15 protein-coding genes are annotated in these 19,071 nt (G+C 72.4%); 10 read left to right on the forward strand and 5 right to left on the reverse strand.

Annotated features, from left to right (window positions below):
- The first annotated feature begins 309 nt into the window (after positions 1-309).
- From ACFCXS_RS27260 to ACFCXS_RS27280, 5 genes are all read left to right on the forward strand, one after another.
- Positions 310-1,200 carry an FAD binding domain-containing protein gene (locus ACFCXS_RS27260; RefSeq protein WP_376645967.1) on the forward strand — a complete coding sequence of 297 codons (891 nt, stop codon included), beginning with the start codon at positions 310-312 and terminating at the stop codon, positions 1,198-1,200.
- A complete protein-coding gene (locus tag ACFCXS_RS27265; protein ID WP_376645968.1) occupies positions 1,200-1,781 on the forward strand; it encodes a (2Fe-2S)-binding protein in 582 nt (193 codons plus the stop codon). The genes ACFCXS_RS27260 and ACFCXS_RS27265 overlap by 1 nt, the downstream gene beginning before the upstream one ends.
- Before the next feature lie 2 nt (positions 1,782-1,783).
- On the forward strand, positions 1,784-4,183 hold the full coding sequence (locus ACFCXS_RS27270; RefSeq protein WP_376645969.1) for a xanthine dehydrogenase family protein molybdopterin-binding subunit: 2,400 nt from the start codon (positions 1,784-1,786) through the stop codon (positions 4,181-4,183).
- A 110-nt stretch (positions 4,184-4,293) separates the two neighbouring features.
- Positions 4,294-5,751 (forward strand): NCS2 family permease, encoded by a 1,458-nt coding sequence (locus tag ACFCXS_RS27275; protein WP_376645970.1) that lies wholly within the window; start codon positions 4,294-4,296, stop codon positions 5,749-5,751.
- A 41-nt stretch (positions 5,752-5,792) separates the two neighbouring features.
- Positions 5,793-6,944, forward strand: a complete 1,152-nt coding sequence (locus tag ACFCXS_RS27280) for an XdhC family protein (RefSeq protein WP_376645971.1) — start codon at positions 5,793-5,795, stop codon at positions 6,942-6,944.
- A gap of 88 nt (positions 6,945-7,032) precedes the next feature.
- Here ACFCXS_RS27280 and ACFCXS_RS27285 read toward each other — a convergent pair whose 3' ends face one another.
- A complete protein-coding gene (locus ACFCXS_RS27285; protein WP_376645972.1) occupies positions 7,033-7,473 on the reverse strand; it encodes an SRPBCC family protein in 441 nt (146 codons plus the stop codon).
- A gap of 236 nt (positions 7,474-7,709) precedes the next feature.
- Here ACFCXS_RS27285 and ACFCXS_RS27290 point away from each other — a divergent pair, with 236 nt between their 5' ends.
- The 3 genes from ACFCXS_RS27290 to ACFCXS_RS27300 all read left to right on the forward strand — a co-directional run bounded on the left by ACFCXS_RS27290 (position 7,710) and on the right by ACFCXS_RS27300 (position 11,015).
- Entirely contained in the window at positions 7,710-8,711 is a 1,002-nt protein-coding gene (locus ACFCXS_RS27290; RefSeq protein ID WP_376645973.1) for a glycosyltransferase, read from the forward strand.
- The gene (locus ACFCXS_RS27295; protein ID WP_376645974.1) at positions 8,708-9,289 is read left to right on the forward strand and encodes a D-glycero-alpha-D-manno-heptose-1,7-bisphosphate 7-phosphatase; all 582 of its coding nucleotides are present in this window, start codon (positions 8,708-8,710) and stop codon (positions 9,287-9,289) included. The genes ACFCXS_RS27290 and ACFCXS_RS27295 overlap by 4 nt, the downstream gene beginning before the upstream one ends.
- Before the next feature lie 748 nt (positions 9,290-10,037).
- The gene (locus ACFCXS_RS27300) at positions 10,038-11,015 is read left to right on the forward strand and encodes a glycosyltransferase family 9 protein (protein WP_376645975.1); all 978 of its coding nucleotides are present in this window, start codon (positions 10,038-10,040) and stop codon (positions 11,013-11,015) included.
- Between the two features lie 15 nt (positions 11,016-11,030).
- Here ACFCXS_RS27300 and ACFCXS_RS27305 read toward each other — a convergent pair whose 3' ends face one another.
- From ACFCXS_RS27305 to ACFCXS_RS27315, 3 genes are all read right to left on the reverse strand, one after another.
- Entirely contained in the window at positions 11,031-11,351 is a 321-nt protein-coding gene (locus ACFCXS_RS27305) for a DUF3040 domain-containing protein (RefSeq protein ID WP_376645976.1), read from the reverse strand.
- A gap of 103 nt (positions 11,352-11,454) precedes the next feature.
- Entirely contained in the window at positions 11,455-12,381 is a 927-nt protein-coding gene (locus ACFCXS_RS27310) for a polysaccharide pyruvyl transferase family protein (protein WP_376645977.1), read from the reverse strand.
- Positions 12,382-12,510: 129 nt separating this feature from the next.
- On the reverse strand, positions 12,511-14,040 hold the full coding sequence (locus ACFCXS_RS27315; protein WP_376646087.1) for an MFS transporter: 1,530 nt from the start codon (positions 14,038-14,040) through the stop codon (positions 12,511-12,513).
- 299 nt (positions 14,041-14,339) lie between these two features.
- On the opposite strand from ACFCXS_RS27315, the gene ACFCXS_RS27320 reads away from it, so the two are divergent.
- Complete coding sequence (locus ACFCXS_RS27320) at positions 14,340-15,896, forward strand: Re/Si-specific NAD(P)(+) transhydrogenase subunit alpha (protein ID WP_376645978.1); 1,557 nt, start codon at positions 14,340-14,342, stop codon at positions 15,894-15,896.
- A 6-nt stretch (positions 15,897-15,902) separates the two neighbouring features.
- Complete coding sequence (pntB, locus tag ACFCXS_RS27325) at positions 15,903-17,336, forward strand: Re/Si-specific NAD(P)(+) transhydrogenase subunit beta (protein ID WP_376645979.1); 1,434 nt, start codon at positions 15,903-15,905, stop codon at positions 17,334-17,336.
- Between the two features lie 250 nt (positions 17,337-17,586).
- Here the strand turns inward: pntB and argG are convergent, their stop codons facing one another.
- Positions 17,587-19,041: an argininosuccinate synthase gene (gene argG, locus ACFCXS_RS27330; protein ID WP_376645980.1), complete on the reverse strand. Its 1,455-nt coding sequence runs from the start codon at positions 19,039-19,041 to the stop codon at positions 17,587-17,589.
- Positions 19,042-19,071 lie beyond the last annotated feature (30 nt).

Here is a 19,071-nt window from a genome sequence, read left to right on the forward strand (position 1 = left end):
TTCGGCGGGCTGGTGGGCGGTGCCCGTCGGCCCCGGACCGCGTCCCGGCTGTGTCCCAGGTCACGCGGCCGTGTCGCGCGTTTCCACAGGAGAACGAGGAGGTTTCCAAGGGCCTCCGTTCATACGAATCTACAAGATGCCTGTCCTGGCCAGCCAACTCCTTCATGGTTTCCGTGACTGACTCGCTCGGCGCAGCGCGCTGTGTACTGAGGCCACTACGCGTAAACACCACATGAACGAGCCGGGACCGCCGCACACGGATTGGCTCAATCTGAACGCCCCACGAGAAGACGAAGAAGAGAGCCGGTCATGGACTTCCTTCGCCCCGCCAGCTGGGAGGAGGCGCTCGCCGCGAAAGCCGAGCACCCCACCGCTGTGCCGATTGCGGGTGGCACCGACGTGATGGTCGAGATCAACTTCGACCACCGCCGGCCCGAGTACCTCTTGGACCTGAACCGCATCGGCGACCTCTCCGAGTGGGAGGTCGGAGAGGAGAGCGTGCGGCTGGGTGCCTCCGTGCCGTACACGAAGATCATGGAGAACCTGCGCGCCGAGCTGCCGGGTCTCGCCCTCGCCTCGCACACGGTCGCCTCCCCGCAGATCCGCAACCGCGGCGGGGTCGGCGGCAACCTCGGCACCGCCTCTCCGGCCGGTGACGCCCACCCCGCCCTGCTCGCCGCGGGCGCCGAGGTGGAGGTCGAGTCGGTGCGCGGGAGCCGTCTCATCCCGATCGACGCGTTCTACACCGGTGTGAAGCGCAACGCGCTCGCGGCCGACGAGCTGATCCGCGCCGTGCACGTGAAGAAGGCCGACGGGCCGCAGCAGTTCTCCAAGGTGGGCACCAGGAACGCGATGGTCATCGCCGTGTGCGCCTTCGGGCTCGCGCTGCACCCCGAGACGCGGACCGTGCGCACCGGCATCGGCTCGGCCGCCCCGACACCCGTCCGGGCCAAGGCCGCCGAGGAGTTCCTGAACGCCGCGCTGGAGGAGGGCGGCTTCTGGGACAACGGGCAGATCGTCACCCCGTCGGTCGCCAAGCAGTTCGCGGACCTGTGCTCCGCCGCCTGCAACCCGATCGACGACGTCCGGGGCACCGCGAGCTACCGCCGCCACGCGGTCGGCGTCATGGCCCGCCGCACACTGACCTGGACCTGGGAGTCCTACCGCGGCACCCGCCGCTTCACCGAGGGAGCTGCGTGATGCGTGTCAACTTCACGGTCAACGGCCGTCCGCAGGAAGCCGACGACGTGTGGGAGGGCGAGTCCCTGCTGTACGTGCTGAGGGAGCGCATGGGCCTCCCCGGGTCGAAGAACGCCTGCGAGCAGGGCGAGTGCGGCTCGTGCACGGTCCGCCTGGACGGTGTGCCGGTGTGCTCGTGCCTGGTCGCCGCCGGACAGGTGGAGGGCCGCGAGGTCGTCACCGTCGAGGGGCTCGCCGACTTCGCCAAGCAGCGCGCCGAGGGCGGTTGCGCGTCGGGCGCCTGCGGTACGTCGTTGCAGAACGCCCAGGCATGGGAGGCCAAGGGCACCGACTCGCAGACCGGTGAGGGCACCGAGCTGTCCACGATCCAGCAGGCGTTCATCGACGCCGGCGCCGTCCAGTGCGGCTTCTGCACGCCCGGACTGCTGGTCGCGGCCGACGAGATGCTGGAGCGCAACCCGACGCCGAGCGACGCGGACATCCGTGAGGCCCTGTCGGGCAACCTGTGCCGCTGCACCGGCTACGAGAAGATCATGGACGCGGTCCGCCTCGCGGCCGCCCGGCAGTCAGAGGCGGTCTGAGCATGGCTTCCCCCAGCGGAACCCCCACGAAGATCACCCAGGGCTCCCGGACCAAGGGCGGCATCGGCGAGTCCACGCTCCGCCCCGACGGCACCCTCAAGGTCACCGGCGAGTTCGCGTACTCGTCCGACATGTGGCACGAGGACATGCTGTGGGGGCAGATCCTGCGCTCGACCGTCGCACACGCCGAGATCGTGTCCATCGACACCGGCGAGGCCCTGGCCATGCCGGGCGTGTACGCCGTCATGACGTACGACGACCTGCCCACCGACGTGAAGAACTACGGGCTGGAGATCCAGGACACCCCGGTCCTCGCCCACGGCAAGGTCCGCCACCACGGCGAGCCGGTCGCCATCGTCGCCGCCGACCACCCGGAGACCGCGCGCCGGGCCGCCGCCAAGATCAAGGTCGACTACCGCGAACTGCCCGTCATCACCGACGAGGCCTCCGCCACCGCCCCGGACGCGCTCCTCGTCCACGAGAACCGCGACGACCACCACGCGGGCCACGTCCCGCACCCGAACATCGTCCACCGCCAGCCGATCGTCCGCGGCGACGTCACGGCCGCCCGGCAGCGGGCCGACGTCATCGTCGAGGGCGAGTACACCTTCGGCATGCAGGACCAGGCCTTCCTCGGCCCCGAGTCCGGCCTCGCCGTGCCGGAGGAGGACGGCGGCGTCCACCTCTACATCGCCACCCAGTGGCTGCACAGCGACCTGCGCCAGATGGCACCCGTGCTCGGCCTGCCCGAGGACAAGGTGCGCATGACGCTGTCCGGCGTCGGCGGCGCGTTCGGCGGCCGCGAGGACCTGTCGATGCAGATCCACGCCTGCCTGCTCGCCCTGCGCACCGGCAAGCCCGTCAAGATCGTCTACAACCGGTTCGAGTCGTTCTTCGGGCACGTCCACCGCCACCCCGCGAAGCTGCACTACGAGCACGGGGCCACCAAGGACGGCAAGCTCACCCACATGAAGTGCCGGATCGTCCTGGACGGCGGCGCCTACGCCTCCGCCTCCCCGGCGGTCGTCGGCAACGCCTCCTCCCTGTCCGTCGGCCCGTACGTGGTCGAGGACGTGGACATCGAGGCCATCGCCCTTTACACCAACAACCCGCCCTGCGGCGCGATGCGCGGCTTCGGCGCGGTCCAGGCGTGCTTCGCCTACGAGGCGCAGATGGACAAGCTCGCCGCGAAGCTCGGCATGGACCCGGTGGAGTTGCGCCGGCTCAACGCCATGGAACAGGGCACGCTCCTGCCGACCGGGCAGCCCGTCGACTCCCCGGCCCCCGTCGCCGAACTGCTGCGCCGCGTCAAGGCGATGCCGATGCCGCCGGAGCGCCAGTGGGAGTCCAGCGAGGGCGCCGACGTACGGCAGCTGCCGGGCGGCCTGTCCAACACCACGCACGGCGAGGGCGTCGTACGCGGCGTCGGCTACGCCGTCGGCATCAAGAACGTCGGCTTCTCCGAGGGGTTCGACGACTACTCCACCGCCAAGGTCCGCATGGAGGTCGTCGCCGGCGAGCCCGTCGCCACCGTGCACACCGCCATGGCGGAGGTCGGCCAGGGCGGCGTCACCGTCCACGCGCAGATCGCCCGCACCGAGCTGGGCGTCACGCAGGTGACCATCCACCCGGCCGACACCCGGGTGGGCAGCGCCGGTTCGACGTCGGCCTCCCGGCAGACGTACGTCACCGGCGGCGCGGTGAAGAACTCCTGCGAGCTGGTGCGCGAGAAGGTCCTGGAGATCGGGCGCCGCAAGTTCGGCTCCTACCACCCGGCCTGGGCGACGGCCGAACTGCTCCTGGAGGGCGGCAAGGTCGTCACCGACGGCGGCGAGGTCCTCTCCGGCCTGGTCGACGTCCTCGAGGACGAGGTCGTCGAGGTCGAGGCGGAGTGGCGGCACCGGCCGACCGAGCCCTTCGACCTGCGCACCGGCCAGGGCAACGGGCACGTCCAGTACTCCTTCGCCGCGCACCGGGCCGTCGTCGAGGTCGACACCGAGCTCGGCCTGGTCAAGGTCATCGAACTGGCCTGTGCCCAGGACGTCGGCAAGGCGCTCAACCCGCTGTCGGTGCTCGGCCAGATCCAGGGCGGCACCACCCAGGGACTGGGCGTGGCGGTCATGGAGGAGATCGTCGTCGACCCGAAGACGGCGAAGGTCAAGAACCCCTCCTTCACGGACTACCTGATCCCCACCATCCTCGACACGCCGACCATCCCGGTCGACGTCCTCGAACTCGCCGACGACCACGCCCCGTACGGGCTGCGCGGCATCGGTGAGGCCCCCACCCTGTCGTCGACTCCGGCGGTCCTCGCGGCGATCCGCGCGGCGACCGGTCTGGAGCTGAACAGGACGCCGGTCCGCCCCGAGCACCTGACCGGCACACAGCTCTCCGAGGGCTGAGCAGCCACTCCCCCTGGGGGGCTTCGTCCCCCAGGTCTCCTTGTTCGTCTCGGGCCGTCCCCCGGGTCGTGAACATCCCAACCCCCTTTGAAACTTGGGAGACGGCACCCATGACCCAGCAATCACTGGAGCCGAGGGCCACAGCCGAAGACGCGGGTGAAGGTACCCGCGTCCCGGCCGGTCGGTCCTGGCTCGACCGGTACTTCCACATATCCCACAGAGGGTCCAGCGTCGCCCGTGAAGTGCGCGGCGGCGTCACGACCTTCATGGCGATGGCGTACATCCTCCTGCTCAACCCCCTGATCCTGTCCGGCAAGGACGTCGCCGGGGACACGCTCGCCCAGCCGGCCCTGATCACCGCGACGGCGTTCGCGGCGGCCTTCACCACCCTGCTGATGGGCTTCGTCGGCAAGGTGCCGCTCGCGCTCGCCGCCGGCCTCTCCGTCTCCGGAGTGCTCGCCTCCCAGGTCGCACCCCAGATGACCTGGCCGCAGGCGATGGGCATGTGCGTGATGTACGGCGCGGTCATCATGCTGCTGGTCGTCACCGGCCTGCGCGAGATGATCATGAACGCGATCCCGCTCGCGCTCAAGCACGGCATCACCATGGGAATCGGCCTGTTCATCGCCCTCATCGGCTTCTACAAGTCGGGCTTCGTGCACCAGGGCAAGGCCACACCCCTCGCCCTCGGCCCGGCGGGCGAACTGGCCGGCTGGCCCGTGCTGCTCTTCGCCGGGACCCTGCTGCTGATCTTCATGCTCCAGGCCCGGAACGTCCCGGGCGCCATCCTCATCGGCATCGTCGGCGGCACGGTCGTCGCGGCGATCCTGAACGCCGCCGGCGTCATCGCCCCCCGGCAGTGGGCGGGCGGCGCACCCGAACTGCACGGCAGCGCCGTCTCCATGCCCGACTTCTCGCTCTTCGGGGACGTGCGGTTCGGAGGCTGGGGCGAGGTCGGCGCGATGACGGTCGGCATGATCGTCTTCACGCTGGTGCTCGCCGGGTTCTTCGACGCGATGGCCACCATCATCGGCGTCGGCACCGAGGCCGAGCTCGCCGACGACAAGGGCCGCATGCCGGGCCTTTCCAAGGCGCTGTTCATCGACGGGGCCGGCGGCGCGATCGGAGGCGTGTCCGGCGGTTCCGGCCAGACGGTGTTCATCGAGTCGGCCACGGGGGTCGGCGAGGGCGCCCGCACCGGCCTGGCCTCCGTGGTCACCGGCCTGTTCTTCGCGGCCTGCCTGTTCTTCACCCCGCTCACGGCCATCGTCCCGCAGGAGGTCGCGTCCGCCGCCCTCGTCGTCATCGGCGCCATGATGCTGATGAACGCCCGGCACGTGGACTGGGCCGACCGCGCCACCGCCGTCCCGGTGTTCCTCACGGTCGTGCTGATGCCGTTCACGTACACCATCACCACCGGTGTCGCGGCGGGCGTCATCTCCTACGTCGCCATCAAGACCGCCCAGGGCAAGTGGCGCGAGATCGGCGCCTTCATGTGGATCCTCACGGCGGTGTTCCTCGTGTACTTCGCACTCAACCCGATCGAGAGCTGGCTGGGCGTCCACTGACGGCCCGCCCCGTTCCACGACCTCAAGGAGATTCGAGACAGATGCTGGACATCGCCGAGGAGTTGAACCGGTGGGTCGAGCAGGGCCGTGACTTCGCCGTCGCCACCGTGGTGGCCGTCGGCGGCAGCGCGCCCCGGCAGCCCGGCGCCGCGCTCGCGGTGGACACCGAGGGCACGGCGATCGGCTCGGTCTCCGGGGGCTGCGTGGAGGGAGCGGTCTACGAACTGTGCGAGCAGGCGCTGCGGGACGGCGAAACCGTCCTGGAGCGCTTCGGTTACAGCGATGACGACGCTTTCGCCGTGGGCCTGACCTGCGGTGGCGTCATCGACATCCTGGTCACCCCGGTACGGGCCGCCGATCCGGTCCGCCCGGTGGTCAGGGCCGCGCTCACCGCCGCCGCCCGAGGGGAGGCGGCGGCGGTGGCGCGGATCGTGTCGGGCCCGCGCGAACTGACGGGCCGGGCCCTGGTGGTCCGCTCCGACGGTTCCCGCGAGGGCGGCTTCGGTGCCCATCCGGAACTGGACCGCACGGTCGCGGCCGAGGCCGGCGCCTTCCTGGACGCCGGCCGCACCGGCACCCTGGAGATCGGCGAGCAGGGCTCACGCTGCGGAGCACCGCTCACGGTCCTGATCGAGTCCTCGGTCCCGGCCCCCCGCATGATCGTCTTCGGTGCGATCGACTTCGCCTCCGCCCTGGTCCGCATGGGCAAGTTCCTCGGCTACCACGTCACGGTGTGCGACGCGCGCCCGGTCTTCGCGACCCGGACGCGCTTCCCCGAGGCCGACGAGATCGTGGTCGACTGGCCCCACCGCTACCTGGAAGGCACGGAGACCGACGCCCGGACGGTCCTGTGCGTGCTGACCCACGATGCCAAGTTCGACGTGCCCCTGCTGAAGCTGGCACTGCGCCTGCCGGTGGCCTACGTCGGTGCCATGGGCTCCCGGCGCACCCACCTGGACCGCAACGCCCGGCTGCGTGAAGTCGGCGTCAGCGAGATGGAGTTGAGCCGGTTGCACTCGCCGATCGGCCTGGACCTCGGGGCCCGTACGCCCGAGGAGACGGCTCTGTCGATCGCGTCGGAGATCGTCGCCGGACGGCGTGGCGGCAGCGGGGTCTCCCTGACCGGGGCACACACACCGATCCACCACGAGCCGGACCCGGGCACCGTCGGGCGGATCGGGTCGGTGGCCTGAGGCCCGTCGGGCGGACCGGGCCGGGACCTGAGGCCACCGACCCGGTCCGCCCGCATGCGGCCGGGCCGACGGGCCTGCGGCCGGTGCGTCAGGGCTGCCGGAGCAGGTGGTTCAGGGCCCGCCCGAAGACGTACCGGGAGGAGCGCCCCACCGCGCCGTCGAAGAAGGACGGCAGGAACCGGACCCGGATCTCCTCCCGCCAGATCACCCGCGTACGGCCCCCCGGCCCGGGCCTCACCTCGAGTTCGGCCCACCCCAGCACCACCCGGCCCCGCTTCTCCAGCCGGCACATCCCCGCCGCCCCGCCCTCGGGCGGCTGCCACACGGTGACCTCCATCGGGTCGTCGAAGGCCAGCGGCCCCAGGCCCGAGCGGGCCACGACGAGGGTGCCCTCGCGTGTCGGCTCGTGCAGTACGGGCCCGACCACCGTCAGCGGCACCGTGTCACCGTGCCGCTGCCACCGGGTGATCCGCCGCCACGCCTCGTCGAGGGGGAGCGGGGCCGTGCGTTCGAGCTGGAAGTTCGCCACGGCACGATCGTAGGGAACGCGCGGGGCGTCACCGGTGCACCTCGCCCCGCTCCACCTCTTCAGGTGCGGTCACGCGATGTGTCCGGAAGTCACGCGGGCTGTGCATCGCGTGTATACGCACGGTCACAGGCGCCGAGGTTCCCTCCGACGGCCTGGGCCCGTGTTTGAGGGGAGCCGTACCGCGGCACTCGCCAGCACGGCAGTCCGCGCACGCCGTCGGAGGGAGGAGTGCCCGTATGACCTCGTACGCCGTCGTGATCCCCACCCTCGTGCCGGGCACCCTCGCCGACTGTCTCGCCGCGCTCGCCGCCGCGACCGGGCCGCGCCCCGAGGAGATCGTCCTGGTCGACGACCGGACCGACCCCGAACCCGGGCCGCTGCGGCACCCGTTGAGTGTCCTCGGCGACCTGCGGGAGCGGACCACCGTGCTGGGCGGCGGCGGTCGTGGGCCCGCCGCCGCTCGCAACACCGGGCTGCGCGCCGTGAGTTCGCCGTGGACCGTGTTCCTCGACGACGACGTCCAGGTGGGGGCCCGCTGGTGCGGCCAGCTGGCCGAGGACCTCGCCGAGGCGTCCCCCGACACCGCGGGCGTCCAGGGCGTTCTCGCCGTGCCGCTGCCCGGCGAACGCCGCCCCACCGACTGGGAACGCGGCACCGCGGGACTCGTGCGGGCCCACTGGGTCACCGCGGACATGGCCTACCGCACCGAGGTCCTCAAGCAGGTCGGCGGCTTCGACGAGCGCTTCCGGCGCGCCTTCCGCGAGGACGCCGACCTCGCGCTGCGGGTCCTCGACTCGGGCTGGCGCATCCGCCAGGGCCGCCGCACCGCCCGCCACCCCGTGCACTCCGCCTCCCGCTGGGTGTCCGTGCGCCAGCAGCGCGGCAACGCCGACGACGCCCTCATGCGGCATCTGCACGGCCCCGACTGGTGGGACAAGGCCGTCGCGCCGCGCGGCCGGATCCGCACCCACGCGGCCATCACGACCGCGGGCGTGGCCGCCTGCGCCCTCGCCGCCACCGGGCACGGCCGGGCCGCCACGGCCTGCGCGCTCGGCTGGGCGGCCGGCACGGCGGAGTTCGCCCGCGCCCGCATCGTCCCCGGCCCGCGCACCCGCCACGAGGTCACGACGATGCTGGCCACCAGCGTGCTCATCCCGCCCACCGCGACCTGGCACCGGCTGGCGGGTGCCTGGCGCCACCGTCACACCCCCGCCTGGCAGGAGGAGGTCACCCCGTGAGCCCGGTGAAGGCCGTGCTGTTCGACCGCGACGGCACACTAGTCGAGGACGTCCCGGACAATGCCGACCCCGACCGCGTACGCCCCGTCGAGGGCGCACGCGAGGCGCTGGCGCTGCTGCGGGAGCGCGGCATCCGCACCGGTGTCGTCACCGACCAGCCGGGTGTCGCGCGCGGGCTGCTCACCGACGCCGACGTGCGCCGGGTCCAGCGCCGCGTCGACGAACTCCTCGGCCCCTTCGACGTGTTCGCCGTGTGCCCGCACGGCCCCGACGACGGCTGTCACTGCCGCAGGCCGCAGCCCGGCATGCTGCTGTGGGCGGGCGGCCGGATCTGCACCGGGCCCGCCGAACTCGTCGTCATCGGCTCCACCGCCGCGCGCGCCGAAGCCGCGCACCGGGCGGGCGCCCACGGCATCCTCGTCCCGAACGGGCACACCCGCCCCGAGGAGACCGCCCGGGCCGACCACGTCGCCCCGGACCTGTGCACCGCCGTCCGGGCGGTACTGGACGAACCGCCGAGGGGCCGCGTCCTCGCCGACGAACGCCCCATCCAGCAGGCGTTCACGACGGGCCCGTGACCGGGCGGGCGCCGATGACGGCTACCTCGTCGGGAAGCCGCGGCCGGCACCCGACGGTCACCCGCGACAGCCGGCCTGCCCCCGGCGGTCGGGTGTGGTGTCGGGTGCTGTGGCAGGTCGGGTGCCGGTGACGGGCCGGCCTGCCCCCGGGGGGCGGGTGTGGTGTCGGGTGCTGTGGCAGGTCGGGTGCCGGTGAGGGGCTGGCCTGCCCCCGGGGGGCGGGTGTGGTGTCGGGTGCTGTGGCAGGTCGGGTGCCGGTGAGGGGTCGGCCTGCCCCCGGGGGGCGGGTGTGGTGTCGGGTGCTGTGGCAGGTCGGGTGCCGGTGAGGGGCCGGCCTGCCCCCGGAGGGTGAGCGCGGTGTCGGATGTCGTGCCAGGTCGGGTGCCGGTGACGGTCGCCTACCCCCGGCGGTCGGTGCTGGTGACGGGTCGCCCACCCCGGCGGTCGGGTGTGGTGTCGGAGGTCGTGCCAGGTCGGGTGCCGGTGACGGGCCGCCTACCCCCGGCGGTCGGGTGCCGTGGCGGTCGGGCGCTGGTGACGGGTCGGCCTACTCCCGGCGGGCGTTCGCGGCGGCAGATGCCGTGCCGCGTCGGGCAGGGGTGACGGTCGGCCCACCCGGCGGGCCGGTGTGAGGGCGGTCCGGGGCGTAGGGGCGCCGCTCCCGGCGGGTCGGCAACGGAGTGCCGCGCGGCACCCGATGGGCGTGCCTGCGGCGGCGGACGCGGTGCGTGCGGGGCAGGCTGCTGGCATGACCTGCGACCGGACAGCGCAGCCCGAACGCCCCCGTCTCCTCGTCCTGCGCGCCCTCGGGCTCGGGGACCTCCTCGCCGGTGTCCCCGCGCTGCGCGCGCTGCGGCGGGCCCACCCGGAGCACGACATCGTGCTGGCGGCGCCCGCCGAGCTCGCGCCGGTCGCGGGCGTCACGGGGGCCGTGGACCGGCTGCTGCCCGCGAGTGCCCCCGGCCGGGCCGTCCCGCGCACGCTCCACTGGACCGGCCCGCCCCCGGACATCGCCGTCGACCTGCACGGCAACGGCCCGCCCAGTCACCGGCTGCTGCTGAGCCTGCGCCCGCCGACGCTCCTCGCCTTCGCCCACCCGGACCTGCCCGAGGTCGAGGGCCCGCCCTGGTACCCGGACGAGCACGAACGGGACCGCTGGTGCCGGCTGCTGCGGGCCCACGGCATCGACGCCGACCCGGGCGATCTGCTGCTGCCCCGTCCGCAGGGCGCGTCCCCGGCGCCCGGGGCGGTCGTACTGCATCCCGGCGCCGGATCGCCCGCGCGCTGCTGGCCCGTCGAGCGGTACGCGGCCGTCGCGGCCGGACTGCGCGTTTGGGGCCTGCGGGTCGTGGTGACCGGCGGGGCGGCCGAGGGCGACCTGGTGGCCCGGCTCGCCAAGGAGGCCGGCCTGCCGGACACCGACGTGTTCGGCGGCGGCCTCCCGTTCGAACGACTGTCCGCACTGGTCGCCGGTGCCCACACCGTGATCAGCGGCGACACCGGCATCGCCCACCTCGCGGTCGCCCACGGGGTGCGCTCCGTCACCCTGTTCGGCCCGGTCGCGCCGAGCCGCTGGGGCCCGCCGCCCGACCCGCGCCACCGTGCCCTGTGGTACGGCCCGGAGGGTGATCCGCACGGCCGCCGCCCCGACCCGGCGCTCCTGCGCATCACCGCCGACGACGTCCTGCGCGCCTTCGGTGAACTGCCCGGCGCGCAGAGGACGTAGCGGACGGCCCCGCGCTCAGCTCCCGCACCACCGGTACATCAGCCGGAACCCGGCGAACATCGTCAGGGGCCACAGCGCGGCGAACGCCCATATCACCCCGGGCTCGGACGTGACGATCCCGGCGACCATCAGCCCCGTCGACATCGCGAACAGGACCGCCACCGTCCAGACGCGAGGGCGGTAGGCGGCCAGACGGGCCAGGACACGGGCGGGGTCGGGACGGCGGCTCACTCGGTGGGTACGCAGCTTGCGGTCGAGGCGACGGTCGCGGCGCAGGGCCCGTTCCATCTCGTCGAGGATGCGCTGCTCATTCTCGGGAAGTCGGCCGATGGACACGCTTTCTCCTTCCGGGCGGCCGGACCGTCTCTCCTCCGGGGGGACGTGCGGCGGGGAAGTACAGCGGGGGACGTACAAGCGGTTGCCCCGTGAGGCAGCCGACCTAACCGGGCACCGGCCGCGCCAGTGCCTCGACGAGCCGGTCCGCGCTGTCCGGCACGGTGCCTTCGCGGAAACCGTCACGGATCTGCCGCGCGGTCACCCGGCCGCCGGTCAGGCACCAGTCCCACCAGCGGTCCAACTGCCGCACGTCCAGCCGCTCGGCGGGCACCAGCGCGGGCCAGCCGCAGGCGCGGGCCTGTGCGGTCAGCTTGGCACCGCCCGCGACCGGGTCGACGGCCAGCACCGGCGTGCCCACCCGCAGCGCGATCACCAGCCCGTGCAGCCGGTCGGTGACGACCAGGTCCAGCCGGGCCAGCACGGACTGCAGTTGCGCGGGTGTCGCGCTCAGATGCCAGTCGTGCGCGTCCAGCCGGGTCTCCAGCTCCAGCCTGCCGCAGTCCTTCGTGGCCAGCCAGCGCGTGACCTCCTCGGCGACCTGTCCGTGCCGCCGCAACTGCCCGTACTCGTGCTGCCCGTGCGCGAGGATCACCCCGACCACGGGCCGCGCCGGCACGTCCGGGGCGCGGGCGGCGAGGTCCTCCACCGGCTCGCTGTCCGGTCCGTCCCGGGGCAGCACCCGGTGGAAGCCGGTCACCGCCGAGCTGCCGGGGTCGATCACCGAGGTGCCCACGGCGATCCGCACGCAGTGCGCGAACCGCCGGTGCAGCTCCTCCACCTGCGGCCCGTGCAGGGGGCCGCACACGAACACGAGATGGGTGTAGTCCTCGGGCCACAACCGGTCCAGATGCAACGCCTCCGGACGGAAGCGGGGGCTCCAGGCGACGTCGTAGGGGATGCCCGTCCCCCGCAGTACGTCCTCCACCCGGCGCAGGGCCAGCACGTCCCCGGCGGTCGCCTCCCGGTCCTGGAAGCTGAACCATCCGGTGAGCAGCACCCTGCGCGGTCGCTTGCCCTGTTGTGTGTGCACATGCCCTGAGTGCCCGCGCACGAGCAAGACATTCAGGGCATTACTCGCATAAACCGTGCTGTTACGGGCATGGAGCCCCCTGTCGCCGAGGGGACCACCGGACGAGCTGTGCACTTCCCGGCGGACGCGTCAATGAGCCCGCGCCGCCGGTTCCTCCACCTTCGCGTCCGCGGTGACCGTGCCGCCCGGGTGCCGCAGGGCGCACAGGAAGGCGATGCCCAGCGCGACGGCCATGCCGTAGAACACCCACTGGTTGGCCTCCGCGAAGTCCATGCGGATCGCCGACATCGCGTCCCGGGTCGCCTCGGCGGCGGGGCCGGTGCCGGTGGGCGGCCTGGCGTCGCCGCTGCCCGTGATCGATTCGGTGATGTCGCGGGCCGTGCTCTGCGCCCTCCCGGCGGACACGCCGCGGGACTCCAGGGTGCCCGTGACATTGTCGGTCGTGACATGTGTCAGGATCGTGCCGTAGATCGCCATGCCCACGCTGGCCGCGAAGTTGCGCACGGTCTGGGTGATGCCGGTGACCTCGCCGTAGGAGGTGCCGATGGCCCGGTTCACGGCGTCCGTCGACGCCGGCGCCAGGATGAAACCGATACCGGCCCCGGCGAGCGCCGCGTAGAGCCACTGGTCGTGCATGGTCAGGTTGGTCAGTTCGCCCGCCCAGAGCGCGAATCCGACGGCGCCCACCACCCCGCCCAGTTTCAGGGCGGGCCTGGCGCCCTTCTTGTCGAGGATCCGGCCGCCCCACTGGGAGGCGATCGCGAAGCCCACGAAGACGTACAGCAGGAACAGCGCCGCCTGGTTCGGCGAGGCGCTCAGCGACACCTGGGCGTAGACGGAGGCGAAGAAGAACAGCGGGACGAACGCGAGCATCGCGAAGAACAGCACCAGCGCGTCCACGCTGAACGCCTTGTCGCGGAAGACCCGCAGATCGATCAGCGGATGCTCCACCCCGCGCTCGAAGCGGACGAACCCGGCCAGCACCGCCAGGCCGCCCACGATGCACACCCAGGTCGCCCAGCTGCCCCAGCCCCAGGAGAACGCCTGCTGGAAGCCGAGGACGCTCAGGCCCATGCCGATCGCGATGAGGACGGCACCCGGCACGTCCAGCGTGCCGGACCGCCGCCGGTCGGGAATGTGCGCCAGAGCCGTCAGCACCAGCGCCACGATCGCCACCGGGACGTTGACCCAGAACACCGCCCGCCAGGTCCAGTCGGTCAGCCAGCCGCCCAGCAGCGGACCGACGGCGGTCAGCGCGCCGGTGATCCCGAAGAACAGCGCCAGCGCACGCCCGCGCCGCTCGACCGGGAACACCGCCACCACCACGGCCAGAGCCGCGGGGAACAGCAGGGCAGCCCCCAGCCCCTGGGTGGCGCGGAAGACGATCAGCCAGGCCTGCGCGACGTCCCCCTCGGGGACACAGCCGCACAGCACCGACGAGACGACGAACACCACTGTGCCGATCACGACGATCCGGCGTGGCCCGTAGAGGTCCGCGAGACGGCCGCCGAGGGCGAAGAACGCCGCGAGGGCCAGCAGATAGGCGTTGACCACCCACTGCATGCCGGAGGACGACAGCCCCAGTTCGCGGACGATGTCCGGGGCGGCGATCGACACGATGGTCTGGTCGATGAACGTCATGGCGACGGCGAACATCATCGCCGCCAGGGCGAGGGTCTGCTGCGGTGCGGAGGGGGAGGGGGCCGCGGCCTCGCCACGCCCCGGGCGCGTGCTGCTCACGAACTCAGTCTGCGCCCGGCCGTGGCGTGTCGCATCACAGGGCCCACCGGCACCGGGTGTCACGCTGATACCGCGAAATGAGCTCTCCGGCAACCCCTCGGTGGTGTGAGGACGACCTCCTCGGCCATGTGACCGTGGTCCGCCACGGATGCCGCGTCGAACGTGCAGGATGCGGGCACCAAGGAGGACAGACAGTCGAACGACGGGAGAGGCAGACGATGGTCCCAGCGGAACCGCAACCCCAGGGGATCGGCATACCGGCCGAATCCACTGCGGGCGAGACCAGGGTGGCGGCCACGCCGGCCACCGTGGGGAGACTCGTCGCGCTCGGGTACGACGTCACGGTCGAACCGGGGGCGGGGGCCTCGTCCCGCTTCTCCGACGCGGCCTACGAGGAGGCGGGCGCCCGGCTCGGCGACCCGTGGCAGGCGGAGATCGTACTGAAGGTCAACGCCCCCTCGACCGAGGAGATCGGCCGGCTGCGCGACGGAGCGACGCTGATCGCGCTGATCAGCCCGGCCCTCGACCCGGACCTCGTCGAGGAGCTGGCACGGCGTCCGATCACCGTGCTGGCCATGGACGCCGTACCGCGCATCTCGCGCGCCCAGTCGCTGGACGTCCTCAGCTCGATGGCGAACATCGCCGGGTACCGGGCCGTGGTCGAGGCGGCGCACGCGTTCGGCCGCTTCTTCACCGGCCAGGTCACCGCCGCCGGCAAGGTGCCGCCGGCCAAGGTGCTGGTGGCCGGAGCCGGAGTGGCCGGGCTCGCCGCGGTCGGCGCGGCCCGCAGCCTCGGTGCCGTGGTCCGCGCCACCGACCCGCGTCCCGAGGTCGCCGAGCAGGTGCGCTCCCTGGGCGGGGAGTTCCTCACCGTGGGCGCCCAGCAGGAGGTGAGCACCGACGGCTACGCCAAGGCCACCTCGGACGACTACAACCGGCTCGCCGCGGAGCTCTACGCCGAGCAGGCCGCCGACGTCGACATCATCATCACCACCGCGCTCATCCCGGGCCGCCCGGCGCCGAGGCTGATCACCGCCGAGGACGTCGCGCGTATGAAGCCCGGCAGCGTGATCGTCGACATGGCGGCCTCCCAGGGCGGCAACGTCGAGGGCACGGTCGCCGGCAAGGCGGTCGTCACCGACAACGACGTGACGATCATCGGCTACACCGACCTGCCCGGCCGGCTCCCCGCCCAGGCCTCGCAGTTGTACGGCACGAACATCGTCAACCTGATGAAGCTGCTCACCCCGGGCAAGGACGGCCGGCTCGTCCTCGACTTCGACGACGTGGTGCAGCGGTCGATCACCGTGGTCCGCGAGGGCGAGAAGACCTGGCCGCCGCCCCCGGTGCAGGTGTCGGCCGCGCCCGCCCCGGGCGGGGCCAAGGAGCCGGAACCGGTCCCCGCCGAGACACCGGCCAAGCCCGCCCGCCCGGCCTGGTCCTCGTACGCCCTGGTGGGTGCCGGAGCGCTCGCGCTGTTCCTGGTGACGGCCTTCTCCCCGAGCGAACTCCTCGGCCACTTCACGGTGTTCGTCCTGGCGATCGTCATCGGCTTCTACGTCATCGGCAATGTGCACCACGCACTGCACACCCCGCTGATGTCGGTCACCAACGCCATCTCCGGCATCGTCGTGGTCGGCGCGCTGCTGCAGATAGGGCAGGGCGACACCGCCGTCACCGTGCTGTCGTTCGCCGCGATCCTGCTGGCGAGCATCAACATCTTCGGCGGATTCGCCGTGACCCGCCGCATGCTCGGCATGTTCTCGAAGGGCTGATCAGGGATGACCACAGACACGGCCGCCCAGGCCGCCTACGTCGTCGCCGCGCTGCTGTTCATCCTCAGCCTCGCCGGCCTCTCCCAGCACCGGACGTCCCGCTCCGGAGTCGTCTGGGGCATCGCGGGCATGGTCGTGGCCCTGGCCGCCACGGTCGGGCTCGCCTCCCGCAGCATCACCGCGACCGGGCTCGTCCTGATCGCCGTCGCCACGGCCCTCGGCGCGGGCGTCGGCCTGTGGCGGGCCCGGGTGGTCGAGATGACCGGCATGCCGGAGCTGATCGCCATCATGCACAGCCTCGTCGGCCTCGCCGCCACGTTCGTCGGCTGGAACGGCTACCTCGACGTCGACGCCGAGCTCTCCGGTTCGCTGCTGGGCATCCATCACGCCGAGGTGTTCATCGGGGTGTTCATCGGCGCCGTCACCTTCACGGGCTCCGTCGTCGCGTACCTGAAGCTCTCGGCGCGCATCAACTCCCGCCCGCTCACGCTCCCCGGCAAGCACGTCCTCAACATCGGCGCGCTGGTCGCGTTCGTCGCGCTGACGGTCGCGTTCGTCATCCGCCCGAACATGGGGCTGCTCATCGCGGTCACCGTGATCGCGCTCGCTCTCGGCGCGCACCTGGTCGCCTCCATCGGCGGCGGTGACATGCCGGTGGTCGTCTCGATGCTCAACAGCTACTCCGGCTGGGCCGCCGCCGCTTCGGGCTTCCTGCTCGCCAACAACCTGCTCATCGTCACCGGCGCACTGGTCGGCTCCTCCGGTGCCTACCTGTCGTACATCATGTGCAAGGCGATGAACCGCTCCTTCATCTCGGTGATCGCGGGCGGTTTCGGCACCCCGGCGGCGTCCGCCGACGAGGGCGAGCAGGGTGAGCACCGGGAGATCAACGCCGAGGAGACCGCGGAACTCCTCGGCAACGCCACTTCGGTCATCATCACGCCGGGCTACGGCATGGCCGTCGCCCAGGCCCAGTACCCGGTCGCCCAACTGGCACGCAAGCTGCGCGACCGGGGCGTGGACGTGCGGTTCGGCATCCACCCCGTGGCCGGCCGGCTGCCCGGGCACATGAACGTGCTGCTCGCCGAGGCCAACGTGCCGTACGACATCGTCCTGGAGATGGACGAGATCAACGACGACTTCGCCGCCACCTCGGTCGTCCTGGTCATCGGTGCCAACGACACGGTCAACCCGGCCGCCACCGACAACCCGTCCAGCCCCATCGCCGGCATGCCGGTGCTGCACGTGTGGGAGGCGTCCGACGTGATCGTCTTCAAGCGCTCCATGGCCGCCGGTTACGCGGGCGTGCAGAACCCGCTGTTCTTCCGCGAGAACACCCAGATGCTCTTCGGCGACGCCAGGCAGCGCGTCGAGGACATCCTGCGCAGCCTGGACGCTCAGGACGCGCCGGTCCGGGAGATGGCCGGCACGACTCGCTGAGCCCGTGCCCCGCCCGTGCCCCGCCGGCGTCACCGGCGGGGCACCGGCCGTCCGGGGGCGCGGCCGGCAGGGTATCGGCGTCGGCGACACGGAACCCCGGGCGTGGACGGTGAGTTGCGGCGGTCTGCCCGGCCGCCACGGAACTCGAGGGTGCCGCGCAGGACACAACGGTGCCGTTCGCCTTGCGGACGGCACGCGTCGAGGCCGGCCCGACGCGATGTCGGGCCGGCCTCGACGCCGTGCTGCGGGGTCAGTCCGTGCCGGACTCCATCGCGGCCCGGTCCAGCCACGCGTCCTCCTCCGAGACCTCGCCGCGGGAGGCGATGACCTCGGCGCCGCCCTGCGGCAGCTCCGGCATGGTGCCGATGAGGCCGGTCGCGGCGGCCTGGGAGGCGCCGACGGTGGGGCTGCCCGTGCCGATCAGGCCGATGCCGGCGTACTGCTCCAGCTTGGCGCGGGAGTCGGCGATGTCGAGGTTGCGCATCGTGAGCTGGCCGATCCGGTCCACCGGGCCGAACGCGGAGTCCTCGGTGCGCTCCATGGACAGCTTGTCCGGGTGGTAGCTGAACGCCGGGCCCGTGGTGTCGAGGATCGAGTAGTCCTCACCGCGCCGCAGCCGCAGCGTCACCTCGCCGGTGACGGCGGCGCCGACCCAGCGCTGCAGCGACTCGCGGATCATCAGCGCCTGCGGGTCCAGCCAGCGGCCCTCGTACATCAGCCGGCCCAGGCGGCGGCCCTCGGCGTGGTACTGGGCGAGGGTGTCCTCGTTGTGGATCGCGTTGACGAGGCGCTCGTAGGCGGCGTGCAGCAGGGCCATGCCCGGCGCCTCGTAGATGCCGCGGCTCTTGGCCTCGATGATCCGGTTCTCGATCTGGTCCGACATGCCCAGGCCGTGCCGGCCGCCGACGGCGTTGGCCTCCATGACCAGGTCGACGGGGGTGGCGAACTCCTTGCCGTTGATCGACACCGGGCGGCCCTCGGCGAAGCCGATCGTCACGTCCTCGGCGGCGATCTCGACCGACGGGTCCCAGAACCGGACGCCCATGATCGGCTCGACGGTCTCGACGCCGGTGTCCAGGTGCTCCAGCGTCTTGGCCTCGTGGGTGGCGCCCCAGATGTTGGCGTCCGTGGAGTACGCCTTCTCCGTGCTGTCCCGGTAGGGCAGGCCGTGGGCCAGCAGCCACTCGGACATTTCCTTGCGGCCGCCGAGCTCGGTCACGAAGGCCGCGTCGAGCCAGGGCTTGTAGATCCGCAGGTGCGGGTTGGCGAGCAGACCGTAGCGGTAGAACCGCTCGATGTCGTTGCCCTTGAAGGTCGAGCCGTCGCCCCAGATCTGGACGTCGTCCTCGAGCATCGCCCGGACCAGGAGCGTGCCGGTGACGGCGCGGCCGAGGGGGGTGGTGTTGAAGTACGCCCGACCGCCGGAGCGGATGTGGAACGCGCCGCAGGTCAGTGCGGCCAGGCCCTCCTCGACCAGCGCGGCACGGCAGTCGACCAGGCGCGCGATCTCGGCACCGTAGGTCTTGGCACGGCCGGGCACCGAGGCGATGTCGGGCTCGTCGTACTGGCCGATGTCGGCGGTGTAGGTGCACGGGACGGCGCCCTTGTCGCGCATCCACGCGACCGCGACGGAGGTGTCGAGACCGCCCGAGAAGGCGATGCCGACGCGTTCGCCGGCGGGCAGGGAGGTGAGGACCTTGGACATAGAAAGAGTATGTATCACTTTGCATAGTCA

Source organism: Streptomyces sp. NPDC056373 (assembly GCF_042262425.1).
Lineage (GTDB): Bacteria > Actinomycetota > Actinomycetes > Streptomycetales > Streptomycetaceae > Streptomyces.